Origin of the sequence: Leptospira semungkisensis, assembly GCF_004770055.1 — a bacterium.
GTDB classification, from domain to species: domain Bacteria; phylum Spirochaetota; class Leptospiria; order Leptospirales; family Leptospiraceae; genus Leptospira_B; species Leptospira_B semungkisensis.
The window spans coordinates 283,834-300,990 of the sequence record NZ_RQEP01000018.1 but is presented as its reverse complement, the minus strand read 5'-3'; the positions used below and the strand labels follow the sequence as shown (position 1 = coordinate 300,990).

Genomic DNA, 17,157 nt, shown 5'->3' with positions numbered 1-17,157 from the left:
ATAGCGAACCCGTAGTAGCCCGGTCCTTGCGTAAGTAAGGAGGCGCCCATAAGTATCAAAAGAACGTTCGGTTTCGAAGACACAGGACTGATGTCGATCAAGGACGGAGTGTGGACAGTGTCGGTGTGCTTCACAGCAGGAACACCGGTGTGGACGAAAGAGGGCTTAAGGCCAATTGAATCCGTACAAATCGGCGAAGTAGTACACTCCTGGGATGAGAAGACGGGAAGCTTCGTAGAAAAGAAAGTCACAGAGCAATTCGTCCATGAAGTACCACAGCTATTCGATCTGGAGCTAGACGGAGAAGAAGTGATCCATACGACTTGGAACCACCCGTTCTGGGTAGTAGGAAAGAAAGCCTGGGTGAAGGTAATGGACCTTCAGGTAGGGGATCTCGTACTGTTACATGATGGCAGCACGGTCCCGGTCACAGGAGTCCACTACTATAATATAGAGACGACGAAGGTATACAATATAGAAGTAGAGGACACACATGCGTATCTGGTTGGAGAGCATGGAGTTGTAGTGCATAATTATATTGTGGATCGAACTGCTGAATTACTTCCATCGAAAGATATAAGCGGTTTAACAACTGCGAATAATGATCCAAAGTTTGATAAATTTACAATGGATGGTCGAACCTACGATAAGGTAGTAGATGGCAAGGGTCACGTGACGTATGAGACTCGCCTAACTAATGGAGATAAAGTGGTACTCCAAGTAACTCCAGAAGGAATGATCAAACGAACCACAATAGGTCACCAAGAGCCTAAACTTTGGGGTTTATATAAGAGCACACCAACACCAGAAGTGGATCATTTAGCGGCAAACGGAGCAGTAATTCCTCCTAGAATGGTCACACTCATCACTGATAGATTCAATGATATGGTGAAATCGGGAACGGACCTCGCCGAATATACAAAGAATGGCAAGGGGGCACCGCTGGATGCGTTGCCTGAAAGACGAGTTAAAGAGTTAACAGATCCGACTAATAAGAAGCTAACCTCGATCAAGGTTGATGGTCTTGCTTACGATCGCGTCTTGGCAGATAACAAAGTGACCTATGAACGGAACGTGAATGGTCGTAAGGAAAGTATCTCAATCACATCAGACGGCTTATTACGAAAAACTGTGGTGACCTCGGGAGGAGAAACACTTCCTGAGAAATTACTGAAGCCGAATGGTCGTGATGAAGTTACACCTGAAGGAAGAGAGAAGATTGCTGATGCAGGTAAGAAAGGCCCAGAGCTTTCGCTTGTGGGTAATTCTAAGAAGGCAGCGGAAACTTTATCCGAAAAGTCAATTAAAGAGCTAAGTGATCCCAAAAATACAAAGTATGACAACGTTAAAATTGACGGTTTAACTTACAAAAGAACTTTCAAGGATGATGGCAGCGGCGTAGTATTCGAAAGAACGGGCCTGAATGGTGGTAAGGAGACCGTAACTATCACAGAAAACGGTTTACTTAGAAAAGTTGGAGACGACGGTAAGGTAACATTACTAAGACCTAATGGCCAGGATCCGGTTACACCAGAACAATTAAGAGATATTAAATTCGAGCAGTCTAAGGGATTTGAAGCTGCTACAAGAGTAAAAGGATCTGAGAAAACTATCTTAGATACAATCCCAGCACAAGAAGTCAGTTCTTTGAATAATATTCAAGATAGAAAGACAGATGTAGTCAAATTTAACAAAGATACTTATGTTAAGACCTTAATCGATGACGGTAAGAATGGGCAGGTGGTTTTCCAGAAAGTCGGAAGCACTTCCGAGTCGGATCGTTTAACAGTTACTTCAGACGGATATTATGAGAAGAAAGGACCGGATGGTCTACCTCAGATCTTTAAACCGAATGGGGAAAGAGCCAATACTCAGGAAGTTTTGAACGCTCGTACTGCCAAGGCGAAAGGGTTCGAACTTTCCTCACTGGCTGATAGTAAGACAAAGAAATTGCCGGATACAATACCTTCGGATAAGGTCGATGCATTTAATGGTTCGGACAAGAAATACGACACTTTAAAATTAGACAACAAGCTGTATACTAAGGTAGCGGATGGGAATAATGTCCGGTTCGAGTCGACTGGTATAAATGGAGAGAAAGAGTCTGTCCGTTTGACTAAGCTTGGCTTAATTGAACGCACAAATGCGAACGGAACCAAAGATCTGCTGCGTCCGAATGGAGAACGGGTTTCAGAGAGTGAAAGGCTTGCTATAGCCGATAAAAACCCGTCAGCAGTTGATGTGGCTTCTTTTGCAAAGGATTTCTCGGAACCGTTTGCGGCAAAAGAGACAGCAGAGCTTAACAATCCGAACTCCAAGAAGAATGAGGTGATTCGACTTGGTAGCGAGGCATATTATAAATCTGTGGATCCAGAAGGAAGGGTGAGTTTCGAAAGAACTCTCGAGAATGGCTCTAAAGAGAAGGTAGCCGTTCGCAGTGAAGGTCTTATTGAAAAAACTTCTCTTAGAGATGTTGGTCCATTTGGAATCTTTGGTAAGACAGAAGAGACTATCTTCTTGAAACCAAATGGAGAGCGGGTTTCTCCAGAGCGTCGTTTAGAGATTGCAGACGGAAACAAGGAAGCAGTTGATATTGCTAAATTCAGTAAGAAAGCTGAAGAACCTTTATCTCAAAAGGATATGGCTGATCTAAACAACCCGAACAGTGATAAAAATAGTGTTCTTCGGATCGGTAAAAATGCTTACTATAAAGCGGTAGATGAGAATGGTAAGGTTGTCTACGAGCGAATCAAGGCAAACGGAGATAAGGAACATTTAGTCGTCAGAGGTGAAGGAGTCTTCGAACTTACTACACCAACGGAGTCCGGTTTATTTGGTTGGAATAAGAGCGAAAAGGTTACCTACCTAACTCCAGATGGTTCAGAGGTATCGTCTCAGAGAAGATTGGCCCTTGCGGATGGAAATAAATCCGCTTTAGAAGTTTCTAAATTAACGAAGGATTCACAAGGGCCATTGAGTGGCAAAACGGTATCCGAGTTAAATGATCCTGCAAATCACAATACAGACGCGATTCGCATTGGAGATCATGCATACTACAAAACCTTTGACGAGAGCGGTAAGGTTGTATTTGAACGCATTCTTGATAACGGTTCCAAAGAAAGTCTGGCTATTCGCGGGGAAGGTCTCTTAGAGCTTACTTCGCAAGATGGCAAATCTGCATATTTGAAGCCTGATGGTGTAACTAAAGTAAGTGCGGAAGATCGAGAACGAATTGCGGATAACAATAAGTCGGCTTTCGATTTAGGAAAAGCGACTGAAAAATCTGATCTATCATCAAATGCGATCGAAGCTATGCGATACGGAAGTAAGGATCCGAAGTATGATGTCATAAAAGTGGGAGAGCACTCTTACTATAAGACAGTGGAGAAAGATGGAAGCATCGTGTATGAGAGAACCAATTCTCATGGCGTAAAGGAAAGGCTTTCTATGGAGAATTTTGGTCATTTCGAAAAGACTGTTCTTGAGCCTGGAAAGGATGCTGTAGTATCACTCATTACGCCTAAAGGTGAAGAGATTAGTCCTGATTATCCTAAGATGAAAGAAGCAATGGCTAACGAATGGATACGGAAGGCAAAAGCTAGCAATATAATGACGGATACGATCTCTAAGCTTTGGAGTGAAAATAACTCTGAATCTGCTCTAAGAGAAAGAAGACTAGCTCAAAATGATATTACTTCTATGAAAATTATGGAAAGGCAACTTTTCAATCTAAAGCAGAGGATTAACGAGATTACAGAGGCTAGCAAAAGGCCAGATGAAAATGGAAAAGTTCTTACTGCGCGGGAAAGGGATAATTTGTTGGCGGAGCCTTTCAAAGAACAATCGAAACTAATTAAAGAAGTCGATAAGCTTTACGAATCTACTAAAATTTCCTATACTAAGTTAGGTTACGAATCCAGAGATAAGGATGGTAGATATACTGGAGATTTTGCTAAGTTTAACAAGGAGCCGAAAGAATTTGGAAGTTCTGGACAAGATACTGATCTTCTAATGCGCGATGTAAGCATGAAGGCGCAGGCGGTTTTAGGCTTCAAGGCTGGCGAGCCATGGTATAGGGCAAAGATGAAGGAAATCCATGAAATAGTCCGAGATCTTGCAAATAATCGGAACACTTCTCGACAAAGCCAAATTCCTAAAGAGGAATGGATTAAAATTGCTACTCGTGCTTTAGCAGACATTTCTCAAACTCCTGGTGAGTCGAGAGAGGAATTCATGGAACGTTTGAATAGTGTTGAGGCTGGTGCCCAAGATAGGGTTGGTGGAACGGCCATTCAATTAACTGTAGCAATTGAATTGTTACAAAAAGCGTATCGTAATGGTGATTTAAAACCTATGATTCCGCATGATGCTCCAGATCGGGCACAAAGATTGGAGAATTATAAAAAGTTTGAAGAATTTATTCGATTTGGATGGAGTCCGGAATTAGGTAGTAGTGCGGCAGCCGAAATTTGTCGAACTTACGCGAATTACCTCCAAGCAGTTGATGGGAAAGTTACCAAAGCTAGCTTTGTTGAATGGTATACGTATAAGGGTATTAGTGGAGACTTAGGTTTTAGCCAAGGTGCCCCGGTAGTTGATTTGGGCCATACTCCCGGATATTCAAAATCTTGGGGTATGGAGACTGAAGGCTCGAATGACTTTGGAGGGGTTCGTTTAGATGTTAATTCAGGCGAACTGAGAGGAATTGTAAATCCAATACCATTAGATAGCTTGCAAGATAAATTGCGTGAATTTCCAGTTGGTAAGACTATACAGGTTTACGATGATACGAATGGAAATCCCGGAGCGAATCACTTCTGCCTCTGGCTGAAAACGGACTATGGTTGGGTTAATTACAATCATACTGGTGGTGCTTCTGGTGGGGCAAAATATAAGGAAATTATTCCGTTCAATTCTCGGACGAAAGTATATAAAATTTATTATTGAGGTTATGTAAGTTGAAGCTATTTAAGAATTTAGTTTTGAGTCTCGCTTTTTTATCATTTTCTTTCTCGTGCCAAGATGGGTGTAATTCGGAGAAAAGCAGTCAAGAAGTAGAGAACGGTGTAGGTGTTCTTAATGCGGAAACAAAAAAATCTGAATCAAAAGAGCCTCAAATACTAAATTTCAAAGATCCCTCTATAAAAGGTGTATACGATATTTCTTTTTCGGAAACTTGGGCCCCAAAATTAAGGAGTGAAAGTAAAGGAGCGATTTGTGCAGAGATTGACCCCAGTGGCGGTAAACTGAAAATCAAATTTGAAAATCAGGACACAATTTACTTTTTAAACTTAAAGCCTATTGACGAAACTTCTTTTCAGGTCGTTTTTGAAAATCAGGAAATCTTTAAAGGAATCTTTATCCTAGAGCGTAACATTCTAAAAGGGATTCATGTGAAATTTTTTTCACCAAGCGAAAAGATAAATCCTTTAATTAGGTATGATCAAGGTAACTCAACGGGTTCAAAATTCGAAAAACCATATCCGTTACATGTTAAGAGTATAGATACCGTAATCGACTGTGAAATGGAACGCGCTATTGCTGGTTGCTGGGAAAGTGATGAAAGGAATCGCCCTTGGAAAGACTGCCGCCCTCCTGGCTACAATAATCTGAAAAGATAATTTGAGTGCCCTAATTCAAAGACTGTCATATATTAAATGTCATTCTTCCAAGAATAAATATGGCATTATCCCTCCAAGAAGCTTACGCTTTGTAATCTTGGAGGGATGAGAAGGAAAATAGTATTCATTTCCTTTTTCGATAAGTCAAGTTATTCAGGTTTATAATGATACAAATGGCTATGGGCAGGTTCCTGATATGCATAGGTGATGAGGGTAGGGATGCCCACTCCAAATCATTATTGCGAATAGCAAAAGACTCCTGTCGGATGGATTAATTTAAACCATACTGGCGGTCGATCTGGCAGAGCAGACTACGGAGCCAAGATACCGTTCGATAGTTCAACGCAGGTATTTAAAATTTATTTTAACCCAATTGAAGCGAGGAAAAAGAAATGAAATATTTTCTCTTAGTGTCGGTAGTAATATGCATTCTATTTTGCAGAGATAGTGAGTCGGGTGAAAAGAAAAATGTAGGGGTTGATGGTAAGGCGCCTGTAAGTGTGGAAAAAAATTCGCCACCTATATTGCTAAATCCTGCAGATCCTTCAATAAAAGGGATATATAGTTTTACTCAATCGAAATTTCTAAGTAAAAAGTTAGGAGTAAATAATATTAGTTCTTGTGTTGAAGTTAACTCTATTGAAAAAATTATTAAGATGAAAGATCTCGAATCTAATCGGATACTTACGCTTCAATACGCTATAAATGGAAATAATTCGTTTGCTTTGGCTTATCTTGGAGAAACTATATTAAAAGGGTTTTTCTTTAATGAAAGGAGTTACGTAAACGCGTGGCCACGAGATGTCTTGATTAAATTTTTTTTTCCAGATGATGAACTTGATTCAACGGCCGATTACGTTGGGAGAGAAGATCGCCCATACGGTACGAAAAAACAAGCATCGTTTTACGTGAAGAAAATAGAAACAATTGAAGATTGTGAAATGGAAAGAGAAATTTCTGATTGTACACAATCTGGAAATTCCAGAGACCGCAAGTGGCCGGACTGTAAACCTCCCGGCTACAAAAATTTACGATAGTAAAATCATTTATTCGAGTTAAGTTTTCAGAAATAAATATCTGGTTTAGATAAGAAGGCAACATTGCTCAAAAGGCTTGAGAGATGTTGCCTTTTGCTTCTCCACTTGAAAATCCGTTTAATAGCAAGAAAATTGATTTTAAAGTCGAGTATATAATCTCAATATGTATTTTCTAAAGAGATTTTTCTCGTTTCAAATTGCAAGTGAGAAGTTCGATCCGGCTACAAGAAAGAAGAGGCCATCAATGTATGACGAAGTCTCGGCTCGGAAATTAAAATAAATCTCTGCATTAGGAAATCGAATATTCTATGAAACAATCAAACCCCATTTTAATTGCTTTGGTATTGGTTCTTTTGGGAGCAACTCTATATCTTGGTAACCTCATACTTACAATTTCTCAGATAAAAGATACAATCGAATATGTTTCTAAAGAATCAAACACTTCATTGGTATCTGGAGAGAAGCTGTCCTACTTAATTCTAAAGCGTTCTAAGGGGATTTTTGGTGGCTATTTTTATTATTTTGGAGCGAAGAAGGGAAAGGACGTCTTACCTTTTATGCAGATATATGCGCCCATCTTGGATTCAGATAGGGACAAGTTTGATAAGATAGAAGGCTTAGAAGAATGTGGAACTGATTCTTACGTTCTTATTTTAAGTGTTAATAATACACTAAAATATCTTCACTTTACTCCGTTTGATGCAAAAGTGAATGAGGTGGATGAAAAAAAGGTAAAGGCTTGTCGGCGAGGGCGTTAATAGTTAGAAAATTACTCTTGCATAATATCCTTTTTTCGTTAAAAACTCCTCCGTTTTCTGAGGAGTTTTTTATTTTAGCCTCTCCTTAATGGTCGTTTCCGGCAAAGAATGCTTTTTGATATGGACAAGAAGGATCTAACTCAACTTTCGAATAAGATTATAAAGCTCTACGAGAAGCTGGGAAAAGACACAGCGCTTGGAAAGAATTCATATATATTACAAGCTAATCGAGAACTTGGAAAGCTACTCAACCAAGTAGAGAAAGGCTTAAATCCAGTTGAGAGAACTAAAGGTAGCTGGATAAAAGTTCTCTCAATCCAACTCAAGAAGAAACTCAAACGTGGCTTCTCAGAACGAATGCTTTTCTATGCTAAGAGATTCTACGAAGTATATGGAGAATCCAAACTAAACCAGGACCTAAATTGGAGCTATTACCGAATACTTTCTGGAATAGAAGATGCTAAACTCCGCAAAACATTAGAAACAGAAACAATCCAAAACAATTGGACTTTAGAAGAACTAGTTCTTCGACTAAGGGAATCGGGAGAACTGTATCAAGGTAGAACGCCTAGATGGGATCGCCCAACAGGGAAGTTAAATCATTACAAGATCGTGAAAACAACCTCTGGACAACTGAGTCTTGACTTAGGGTTCTATTGCTATTTGAGTTTAGGAAACAAAACTAAATTTAAAGAGAATACTTTAGTGGAAGCTTCTGAGAAGAACAGCAAAACCGTCTTTACCAAGATAGATTCCGAGAAAGCCAGCCTGTATATCTATTCCGGTGAAGTAGAGAGAGTTGTAGATGGAGATACTATCATCATACAACTGAACCTTGGTTTTAATCTAACCTCGAGACAGAGAATCCGACTACATAAAGTATGGGCAGCAGAGCTTGGTACGAAAGAAGGGGAGAGCTTGTTCCATTTGTTAGAAAAGAAACTTCCGAAAGGTAGGAGTGTAATAGTGAAGAGCAAAGGTAAAGATATCTACGGTAGATACGTAGGGGATGTTCTTTATTCTCCGAACAAGGCAGATGATCTTGGGACAATTATGAAGTTTGGTATCTTTCTAAACCAGGAACTTGGAAGTTCAGTCGAGGAAGAGGAATGAATATATTTAAAGTGCTTATAATATATAGCTTAGGCGTTGTTGCGTTTCCTGCTTTTTCTCAGGTTGAGCAGTCAGTAGATTGTTTTTCTCAGGAGAGCAACACTCCCTTACGAAACCTTAGTAAGCAAGATGCTCCAAAGATTTCAGGTAGTTTTTACACAGCAGGTCATGGTAAACCAGCATTTGGATTAACTTGGGCGAGTTCATATTGGCCTGATCGTCCCGGGTTTAACGTGAATAAGACCGCTCCTGCAAAGAGTGGGCCAAAATACGATGAATGGGCTGAAGATACTTGTCGTTTTAACGCTTATAAAGCCCAAGATTTGTTGTCGGGGACAATGTGGTGTGCGGGTGGGTCTGGCAAAGGTATAGGTGAAGTTCTAATGGGCTATATTGATCTTAAGAAGGATCATTTTTACATTTTGCCCGGCGTTCAAGATCGAAGGGAGAAATTTGAAGCATATTCGCGCCCCTCAGAGATTATTATTCATTACTTACTACCGACGAAAATCGGAATCTCGCAGAATGGTGCCGCAATTTTAAGCTCGGCTTATTATTTTAGCAGTCAATCAATAAAGCTTAGTTCTGAGCCTGGTTATCAGGAGATTAAAATAGATAGATATAAGGAGCTATTGAGAGATGCAGATAAGGATAAGTCATCGAAGTTTGGACAAAATTTTGCATTAGTTGCGATTGAAATTGTATCTGTGATTGAAGGAAAAAAAGTAAAGGACCATGCCTGCATTGCTGAGATTGGTAATTTGGAGCCAGAGGGATCTTATAAAAGCTTTGTAATGAAGGAATGAATATTCCAGAAATTGCTTCGAAAGCAATTTGACATATATCCTTAAAACATCCTAATTTAGTAAGAGGCTCGTTCAATCTACGGATTTGTTCGGGCCTTTCGTAGTAATGGGGTCAACTGCACAATTGTGCAGTGAAGTGTTAAGCTCTTTAACAACGATTTTCTAACTAAGAGGGATTGAGGTTAGAGAAGAAATAAGTTCTCTTTTACAAATCGCGCCAGGGATACGGCGGGCTTTAGTCCCAAGCTTTTTAAGTAAGGGGTTTTGTTTGAATAAAGAGTAGCGTAGGGATGAGCGAATAGCGAACCCGAAGTAGCCCGGTCCTTGCGCAAGCGAGGAGGCGCCCATAAGTATCAAAAGAAGCTTCGGCTTCGAAGACACAGGCCTGATGTCGATCAAAGACGGAGTGTGGACAGTGTCGGTGTGCTTCACAGCAGGAACACCGGTCTGGACGAAAGACGGCCTCAAATCCATAGAAACCATCCAGATTGGAGAGATCGTACGCTCGTGGGACGAGAAGACAGGAAGCTTCGTAGAGAAGAAAGTCACAGAGCAGTTCGTCCATGAAGTACCACAGCTATTCGATCTAGAACTAGACGGAGAAGAAGTGATCCATACGACCTGGAACCACCCGATCTGGGTAGTAGGGAAGAAAGCCTGGGTGAAGGTGATGGATCTCCAAATAGGGGATCTCGTACTACTACATGATGGCAGCACGGTCCCGGTGACAGGAGTGCACTACTACAATGTAGAGACGACGAAGGTATACAATATAGAAGTAGAGGACACACATGCGTATCTGGTGGGAGAGCATGGAGTTGTAGTGCATAATTATGCGCAAGATGTGGGTGGAATTGTTGGAGCAGTTAGATCGGCAGTAGAAGAATTAAGAAGTGGTTTATCCGATAAAGAATCACTACAACACGATCCGGAATACGTTGGCAAGGTAACGGAGACAATCAAACGCCTAAGCGCTTATGAATCTGAGAGTAGACACTTAGATACAGAGAGAAACGAGCTTCAAAAAGAGCAAAATAAGGCTAAACTGAAGGTCGATTTAGCTAAGAATAATAATAATATGTTCCTTCGTGCGATTCGTAGTTCGGAGGCAGATCATATCCCAGGAATCAAAGAGATTCGTGCTGCATTAAAAGGTTCGAATGGTGGTGAAGGTTTCAATAGGGATCAGATGCAAGCGATAGACAAGTTTGTAAACGGTGGTTTGACGAACGATGCGCTTGTAAGATCCGGTTTCCGTCAGGGTCAGGTAGGTTTTCAGGAAGGTTTTAGCGGCAATCGTATAGCCCAGGAGAGATGGAAGGGCTTTGTATTAGAGTCAGCGTATAACGTTAAGGGTTCAGGCGAAGTAGCGGGTGCACAGCGAGCAATATCTGAGACGTCGGCACGTATAGAAGAGAGAAGTCAGAAGATCTCAGCGAACGAGTCAGCGGTTTCTAAGGAGATCGCGAGATCTAAAGAAGAAATGCAGACTTATTTGGCTGGGTCTAAAACTGCGATTGAAAGTCCTGAAGGACGCAATCGCCACGTAGAAGATCCGAAGGTTAAGGATGGCGTTAGTGTAGCTGCTAAAGAACCAAGAGAGAATGATCCTGAGCAGGATAGAAAGAATGATGCTAAGGAGAGGACCAAGCAGAACGTAGAAGCAGCTGGTTATGAGGCTACTAAGCATAAAGAAGAGGAAGAGGAAAGCAATTTCAATAAGAGTGAAAGTGATAAGCAACGCGAAGCGCCAGAGTTTGTAGATCATAACGGCAAGGTTGACTTTGATAAAATGATTAGCGGGTTGTCAAATATTAAGACTCGAACATTTGATGAAGATCATTCGGACGCGATTGGAGGGGACACGAAGGTAAAGAGCTTTGTCCCTGATTATATGATTGATAGTAAGACTGGGAAACCTATTAAGACAAAAGTTGTTACTGCAGACGAAATGGCAGCAAGAACAGTCGATAAGATGAGTTTAAAGGATTTCTTGGAATATGCTAAGAAGAATCCTGGGTCTGTTAAAGTAGAACGTGATGATTTCATGGGAGACGAAATCCCAGCGAGAATCGAGATAAATCACCTGACGCACGAAGTTGGAATTGCATCCATTAAATTAACGAAAGAAGAGAAAGCATATTTGCATTCTGTGGATGATATTCCGTTCACAAAAGGAGGCGGTGGATCAATTACCTCTGAATTTCAAAAGAAACGTCTGTTAACCGGCGGTGCAGATCATAAAGGAACGGATCGTTCCGGTGATGTATTTGTCAATCCATATGACCTTGATTTCAAGGTCATTGAGAAATCGATTACTAGCGGTAGAAGTCTCTACGTAGATATAGACGTCGTTCAAAAAGATAATACCACTGTGACTAAACAGCATAACGTCGGAATGGTTCAAGGTAAGCGCACCGATAATGGCTCCTATACCTTCATGAAAATCACGACAGAAACGAACCCCGTTACTAAGGTTAGTGTAATCAAATTAAAGGAAATTACTCAGGCAGACTTAGATCGCCACAATCAAATCAATGAGAATGACAAACTCACCTTTGAATTGCTTACGGAAGAAGCAAAACAAGGAGGTATTCACTCAAACGGTAATTCAGTTACTTCATCTGCGGTTATTAATGGACAAGAGTATTTCTTTACGGCTAAGCATATTTATGATAAAATCGATTATTCAAAATATAAAGACGGAAAGATTAGAAAGGGCGAGAATATTGGTCCAGTCGGGTCAACAGGTTATTCTACTGGACCCCATGGTCACTTTGAGATATATACGATGAAAAAGCCGGACACCACAAACCCGTTCCTTTATCACTACGATCCAGAAACAGGAAGGTATTATCTTCACCAGACTTATTTTAATCGAAGAGTCCTTGGTAAAAAATAGAATGAATTTATTTAGGAGATATGGATGATTCGGGTTAGTTATTCATTAGTTTTAGGGGTGTGTTTATTGATTATGGTAACTGCAAAATTGGACGCAAAAGGGCCGACCAAAAAAGGATACGATCTTATTTTTTCCAAATCTATCAGGATAGAGGATAATGTCTTTCTATATAAAAAAGACTCATTTTCTGATTTTATAAATTTGAAATTTGCTGATATAGAAAAAGAGATTAAGGAAAACTTTCTTCCAGTAGTTCACACTATGAGGAAAGATTTCGTTAGCGAAAATTATAAAGGTATTTATGCTCTTTTTTTGGATTGGGATTTTGAGCAAATAATCAGTGAAAATTACGCTAAGCGAAATGGGAATGTATCTAAAAAGGATATTTATGCCGCCTGGGCGCAGGATGTAAAAAATTGCAGTGAGAAGTCGTTTGTCAAATTCTGTAAGATGTTTCAGAATAGGCAAAAATTTTTAGATGGTAAAGTGGACATTCTAATCATTCCAAATTATATTAAGGATGGTGAAGGTCATATTATACCGGAATTCATGCTATATTTTTTTGACCGAGATTCGCTTAATTCTTACGCAAGTTACACTGAAATGTACAAAATAAATGGAAAATATACCTTTACGTTAACAAATGAAGCGAGGCTTAAGATGGATCAGTATTTTGATTCAATTTTGTGGGATGAGCGTTACAACCCATAATTAAACTCAATCTTGGTAATTGAAAGTGTCTCCAGGAAAAGTGAAGTATAGCACAGCTAATTATAAGAAATTCGCGGTGGAAAGTCGGTTTCTTTCAGATGCAAATTCTCCCTCGTTACCGGTATGCAGACAAAATCTTGGTGAAGTTTCTTATTGGTCAGGCGTATTACAGAGCGCAAATGGCAAGAAACTTGACCTATTGCACGAGCGTCATCTACGAGAATGTGTGCTTTGCAGCCAAATTGTACATTACTACTTAGAAGAGAATTGGTCCCGCTCTATTAAGGATCCGGATAAATTGCTTCTCGGAAAGACTGATAACCGAGATTTTCTTAGTAACGAAGAGAATGCCTTATTCTTTCGCACGCTCAAAGGGGCTATTAGGCGTAAAGGCTTGATTCAACTCGCATTCTATTCATTGGCTGCATTGCCAATTCTCCAATTGGTTTATTACGTACTTCAGAATTTCATATCTAAAGATTAGAAATATTCACCTTCTTTTTATGCTCTGAAAATTTCACCCCAATGCGCCGATGAGACATTGTAGAAGTGCATTATGGACAAGAAGGATCTAGCCCAACTTTCGAGTAAAATAATAAAGCTTTATGAGAAATTGGGAAAGGATACCGCACTTGGAAAGAATTCATATATTTTACAAGCTAACCGAGAGCTTGGAAAGCTTCTCAATCAAGTAGAGAAAGGCCTTAATACCGCTGAAAAGACTAAAGGTAGCTGGATAAAAGTTCTCTCAATCCAACTCAAAAAGAAGCTCAAACATGGCTTCTCGGAACGAATGCTGTTCTATGCAAAAAGATTCTATGAAGTATATGGAGAATCTAAGCTAAACTTTAATCAAACCTCATAGATAGAAAGAGACTTGTATCCCTTATTCGTCTGCTTGTCTAACAGCGCGATGATCTCGGTCCTTCTGTCTTTTTCAATATTAAAGATCAATTGATCGGAGATCTCTCTGCAAATATAAAGACCTCGCCCGTGAGAATCTGCAAGCCCCGAAGGAAGCCCTGTAGGACCTTCGACAGTGATATGTCTGTCCAATCGTTTCAAGATCTCTTTCTTATTCAAAGAACCGAAATGATCTCTGACTACTATGATATACGAATTCTCCGCGATCCCGTAACCTATTTCAAAATAATCGGTATCTGCAAGTTGTATATGTTCCAATGGAACGAGCAAGTCCCTAGATGGTAGTTCGTATTGGTATTTAGAATTTCCCTTAGAATCTCTAGGCGCACGTATCATTGCATTCGAAGTGAGTTCTTCTAAAATCTGATGCACTGCATTTGGAGCACCTTTCTCGATTAGAAAGGCTCCGATCCGATTGCAGAAATGATTTCTTTCTTTGTCCGAGCTGATCTTGCGAAAGACAACTCCGTTTTCGGGAGGCACAGAAAAGCCTTCTCCGCTTTCTTCCGTGAGTTGAAAGCCAGAGCTGAAGTATTTTTCTACACCGAAGATATCCTTTAAGAGGAGCTTCTTCACCATCACAGTGATCAAATTGATATCTAAGAATGAATACTTAGGAATAATATTCCAGATATCATGTTGATAAGCGAAGTTGATATAGTCGTTGATATTATACGCGGTCATCAAGGAATACTGGACCTGAGGATGTTCCTTCTGAATGGTCTTGATCAGGTCCAAGCCGGATTTACCAGGCATTCGAATATCAGTGATCACTAGATCAATATGTTCTGTGTCTAGGATTTTGACCGCTTCATCGTAATTTTCAGCATCAAAGACTTGGTATTGCTGCACCAATATATCTTTGACCGCCTCCCGAATGGAGTGAATATCTTCTACGACTAAGATCCTATGCTTGGACAAGTTAGGCCCCTTTGGGTTGGACTAAAGGCAGAGAGATCTTGAATCTGGTCTTGCGATCGAAGGAACGCACAGTCAATTCTCCGCTATGCTCTCTCACGATTGAGTGACAGATGGAAAGGCCGAGACCAGTTCCCACTCCCGATTTGTTTTTTGAGAAGAAGGGGGAGAAGATCTTATCCAACATATCTTCCGGGATCCCGCCCGCAGTATCTTCTACAATGATATGCATCATATTACGAGTGCGTCTCACTTCTACTCTGATCTTTCCTTCTCCGTAATCGTATGCCTGCAGAGAATTCTTGAAAAGATTTATGAATAATCTCTCCATTTTAACTGGATTGAATTGGAAAGTCATTCCGGGTTCGCTCAGGATCTCCCATTCTGTGTTCTTTGAAAGAACCGGATACACCCAAGTTACGGAGTCTTTTGCTTTCATTATAGTTTCATGAATGTCTGCAGTGGTAGTGACTAGTTTATCAGGCTTAGCAAAACTGATCACGTCTAGAACGATCATGGCCGCTCGGGTTAGATCTTCTTTGATCATCTCCAATCGTTTCTTGAAGAATTCAGGATCCATACTGGATAGATTGTTCATTAGGTTTTGCAGGGTAAGGCTCATCCCTGTCAGTGGATTGTTCAATTCGTGAGCGACTCCCGAGATGAAAATCCCGAGGGAAGCAAGGTTACGAATGCGAAGGTTCTCTTCTTCTTTTTCCTTAAGCCTAGTAATATTGCTGATCTTTTCCACTACGGAAACCACGCTTCCGTCTTTTCGGATCGGAAAGAAATCAAGATATAAAGTTTCCTTTTGATCGTTTGCTACGTGAAAGATCTCTCTTCCGATCTCTCCCTTTCCTTCGAACTGCGCGTCGAAGTCCGCCTCATTTTCATGGTGGTCCTTCATTGGACAGTATGGACAGATAGCGGTCCGGTTGTATAAGACCTCGTAGCATTTTCTCCCAAGAACGGAAGGAAATTCAGGTTCCTCAGAGAACTCCAAAGTGGCTCGATTGACACGTCGGACCCGGAAGCCCGGGTCGATCAAAACCAGGGGCTCCGTAATACCGTCGAGAATGGCCTGGAGTTCCTCCGCTCTCTCGTGGAGGTTTTCCATTAGGGATGACATCCGAATCAATATTCTAGGGATTCTTTATAACTTTGCAGTAATTTTTTTTGGTTTTTGGAGGAATGTTGGGCCTGCATTTCTTGGAGCCTGAGAACATGAACGAAAAAATCCTCAATTAGTTTTAAGTAAAATTCCTTCTTAAATTCGGATCTGTCCCGATTCACTCCCTCATCTGGGAGATAGTTGAGAGGATATTCTGCCTCCTTTCCATTCCGATCCGCATAGATCAAAAGGTCGTCCACGTTATTGTCGAGAGGAGTATTGTCGGTCATTCGGATGAGTATGGTATCTTCTGCAGAATAATTGGCGGTCTTAATCTCAGAGATCACCTTAGACAGAGTGGATCCGTTGAATTCCAGAAGAATGGACTTCTCCTCCGCCTTCTCTATTCCCCCCGGAGTGGAAGATTGGGTCACGGAAAACTTAGTGATCTTGACTCCCTTTCGATTCGGAAATGTTCCCACCCAGGTTACAAGAGTTCCGATGGGAAGGGCCTCCATTCTTTCGAATTTCAAAAGCTCTCTGGCTACGCCCAGGCTCTCATAGGCCTTTAAGATCCTTTGGTTCAGTATTTGGGTAGAAGAGCTTTGCGTCTTTGCAGCTTCTTTGTCTTGGGAGAAGATTGGAAAGGAAAAGAAGATGAGAAGAGTTAAGACAGCCCGAAAGACTGTCTTAACGTGCTTGTGAACAGAAAAATTAAGGCTTAGGTTGGCCTGCGGGAGAAGTTGCTGGAGCGGCTGCAGGCGCTGTATTTGCCGGTGGGGCATTTGTCCCTCCTTGGGGTTCCTGTGCTCCTTCTACTGCCGGAGGCGGAAGAATTTCCGGAGCTGGGGCAGTATTGTATCCGCTAGTCTTAGCAAAAAGGAAAGAAAGAATCAAGGAAAGCGCCAAAAAAAGAAGCCCAGCTACTCGGGTTGCCTTGGTCAAAACGTCCGCAGTAGAAGAACCGAAAACGGATTGGCTTGCACCTCCGCCCAAGACTCCTCCCATTCCGCCTTTTCCGGTTTGGATCATGACGAGAAGGATCAGAAAAAGGCTAACGAAAACGAAAAGAACTAGAATGGTTCCGGTGATAAATCCCATGAGGTCGATTCCTAAGTAAAAAAACTTCTGTATAAGCGGAAAGATCCCGCCGTTCGTCCAAATTATGGCTTGGGCCTAGGCTGACAAGCGGTTTCGGAAACTGAAAAGTCCGCTCTAAAAGTAGAGCTTGGATATTGCTGCGAACTTTGTAGGAT

Annotated in this window: 13 protein-coding genes; 9 read left to right on the top strand and 4 right to left on the bottom strand. The window is 41.0% G+C overall.

Annotated elements, in window-relative coordinates; genetic code table 11:
- Positions 1–90 precede the first annotated feature (90 nt).
- The 9 genes from EHO59_RS18300 (at position 91) to EHO59_RS12810 (ending at position 13,813) form a co-directional block, all read left to right on the top strand.
- Positions 91–4,947: a polymorphic toxin-type HINT domain-containing protein gene (locus EHO59_RS18300; protein WP_135588681.1), complete on the top strand. Its 4,857-nt coding sequence runs from the start codon at positions 91–93 to the stop codon at positions 4,945–4,947.
- Between the two features lie 11 nt (positions 4,948–4,958).
- On the top strand, positions 4,959–5,621 hold the full coding sequence (locus EHO59_RS12845) for a hypothetical protein (protein WP_135588679.1): 663 nt from the start codon (positions 4,959–4,961) through the stop codon (positions 5,619–5,621).
- 392 nt (positions 5,622–6,013) lie between these two features.
- The gene (locus tag EHO59_RS12840) at positions 6,014–6,658 is read left to right on the top strand and encodes a hypothetical protein (RefSeq protein ID WP_135588677.1); all 645 of its coding nucleotides are present in this window, start codon (positions 6,014–6,016) and stop codon (positions 6,656–6,658) included.
- Positions 6,659–6,966: 308 nt separating this feature from the next.
- A complete protein-coding gene (locus tag EHO59_RS12835) occupies positions 6,967–7,416 on the top strand; it encodes a hypothetical protein (protein WP_135588675.1) in 450 nt (149 codons plus the stop codon).
- A gap of 120 nt (positions 7,417–7,536) precedes the next feature.
- On the top strand, positions 7,537–8,529 hold the full coding sequence (locus EHO59_RS12830; RefSeq protein WP_135588673.1) for a DUF1016 N-terminal domain-containing protein: 993 nt from the start codon (positions 7,537–7,539) through the stop codon (positions 8,527–8,529).
- Positions 8,526–9,335: an NADase-type glycan-binding domain-containing protein gene (locus EHO59_RS12825; protein WP_135588671.1), complete on the top strand. Its 810-nt coding sequence runs from the start codon at positions 8,526–8,528 to the stop codon at positions 9,333–9,335. Before EHO59_RS12830 ends, EHO59_RS12825 begins: the two co-directional genes overlap by 4 nt.
- A 388-nt stretch (positions 9,336–9,723) precedes the next feature.
- Positions 9,724–12,237 carry a polymorphic toxin-type HINT domain-containing protein gene (locus tag EHO59_RS12820; RefSeq protein ID WP_135588669.1) on the top strand — a complete coding sequence of 838 codons (2,514 nt, stop codon included), beginning with the start codon at positions 9,724–9,726 and terminating at the stop codon, positions 12,235–12,237.
- A gap of 24 nt (positions 12,238–12,261) precedes the next feature.
- Entirely contained in the window at positions 12,262–12,948 is a 687-nt protein-coding gene (locus EHO59_RS12815; RefSeq protein WP_135588667.1) for a hypothetical protein, read from the top strand.
- Between the two features lie 556 nt (positions 12,949–13,504).
- Positions 13,505–13,813: a DUF1016 N-terminal domain-containing protein gene (locus EHO59_RS12810; protein ID WP_135588665.1), complete on the top strand. Its 309-nt coding sequence runs from the start codon at positions 13,505–13,507 to the stop codon at positions 13,811–13,813.
- On the opposite strand, the gene EHO59_RS12805 is transcribed toward EHO59_RS12810, so the two are convergent.
- Genes EHO59_RS12805 through secG form a run of 4 tightly spaced genes read right to left on the bottom strand, consistent with a single transcriptional unit; the run spans position 13,801 to position 17,002 of the window.
- A complete protein-coding gene (locus tag EHO59_RS12805; RefSeq protein ID WP_135588663.1) occupies positions 13,801–14,793 on the bottom strand; it encodes a response regulator transcription factor in 993 nt (330 codons plus the stop codon). The genes EHO59_RS12810 and EHO59_RS12805 overlap by 13 nt on opposite strands.
- A 1-nt stretch (position 14,794) precedes the next feature.
- Positions 14,795–15,919: an LIC_12097 family sensor histidine kinase gene (locus EHO59_RS12800; protein ID WP_135588661.1), complete on the bottom strand. Its 1,125-nt coding sequence runs from the start codon at positions 15,917–15,919 to the stop codon at positions 14,795–14,797.
- 5 nt (positions 15,920–15,924) lie between these two features.
- On the bottom strand, positions 15,925–16,686 hold the full coding sequence (gene lenA / locus EHO59_RS12795; protein WP_246052892.1) for an endostatin-like outer membrane lipoprotein LenA: 762 nt from the start codon (positions 16,684–16,686) through the stop codon (positions 15,925–15,927).
- Positions 16,616–17,002: a preprotein translocase subunit SecG gene (gene secG, locus EHO59_RS12790; RefSeq protein WP_135588659.1), complete on the bottom strand. Its 387-nt coding sequence runs from the start codon at positions 17,000–17,002 to the stop codon at positions 16,616–16,618. The genes lenA and secG overlap by 71 nt, the downstream gene beginning before the upstream one ends.
- Positions 17,003–17,157 lie beyond the last annotated feature (155 nt).

Excerpts from the sequence above, each read along its gene's own strand:
- lenA (WP_246052892.1), bottom strand. The coding sequence starts at position 16,686 with ATGCCCCACCGGCAAATACAGCGCCTGCAGCCGCTCCAGCAACTTCTC.
- EHO59_RS12835 (WP_135588675.1), top strand. The coding sequence starts at position 6,967 with ATGAAACAATCAAACCCCATTTTAATTGCTTTGGTATTGGTTCTTTTG.
- EHO59_RS12820 (WP_135588669.1), top strand. The coding sequence starts at position 9,724 with ATGTCGATCAAAGACGGAGTGTGGACAGTGTCGGTGTGCTTCACAGCA.
- EHO59_RS12800 (WP_135588661.1), bottom strand. The coding sequence starts at position 15,919 with ATGTCATCCCTAATGGAAAACCTCCACGAGAGAGCGGAGGAACTCCAG.
- EHO59_RS12815 (WP_135588667.1), top strand. The coding sequence starts at position 12,262 with ATGATTCGGGTTAGTTATTCATTAGTTTTAGGGGTGTGTTTATTGATT.
- EHO59_RS12825 (WP_135588671.1), top strand. The coding sequence starts at position 8,526 with ATGAATATATTTAAAGTGCTTATAATATATAGCTTAGGCGTTGTTGCG.
- EHO59_RS12810 (WP_135588665.1), top strand. The coding sequence starts at position 13,505 with ATGGACAAGAAGGATCTAGCCCAACTTTCGAGTAAAATAATAAAGCTT.
- secG (WP_135588659.1), bottom strand. The coding sequence starts at position 17,002 with ATGGGATTTATCACCGGAACCATTCTAGTTCTTTTCGTTTTCGTTAGC.
- EHO59_RS12840 (WP_135588677.1), top strand. The coding sequence starts at position 6,014 with ATGAAATATTTTCTCTTAGTGTCGGTAGTAATATGCATTCTATTTTGC.
- EHO59_RS18300 (WP_135588681.1), top strand. The coding sequence starts at position 91 with ATGTCGATCAAGGACGGAGTGTGGACAGTGTCGGTGTGCTTCACAGCA.
- EHO59_RS12830 (WP_135588673.1), top strand. The coding sequence starts at position 7,537 with ATGGACAAGAAGGATCTAACTCAACTTTCGAATAAGATTATAAAGCTC.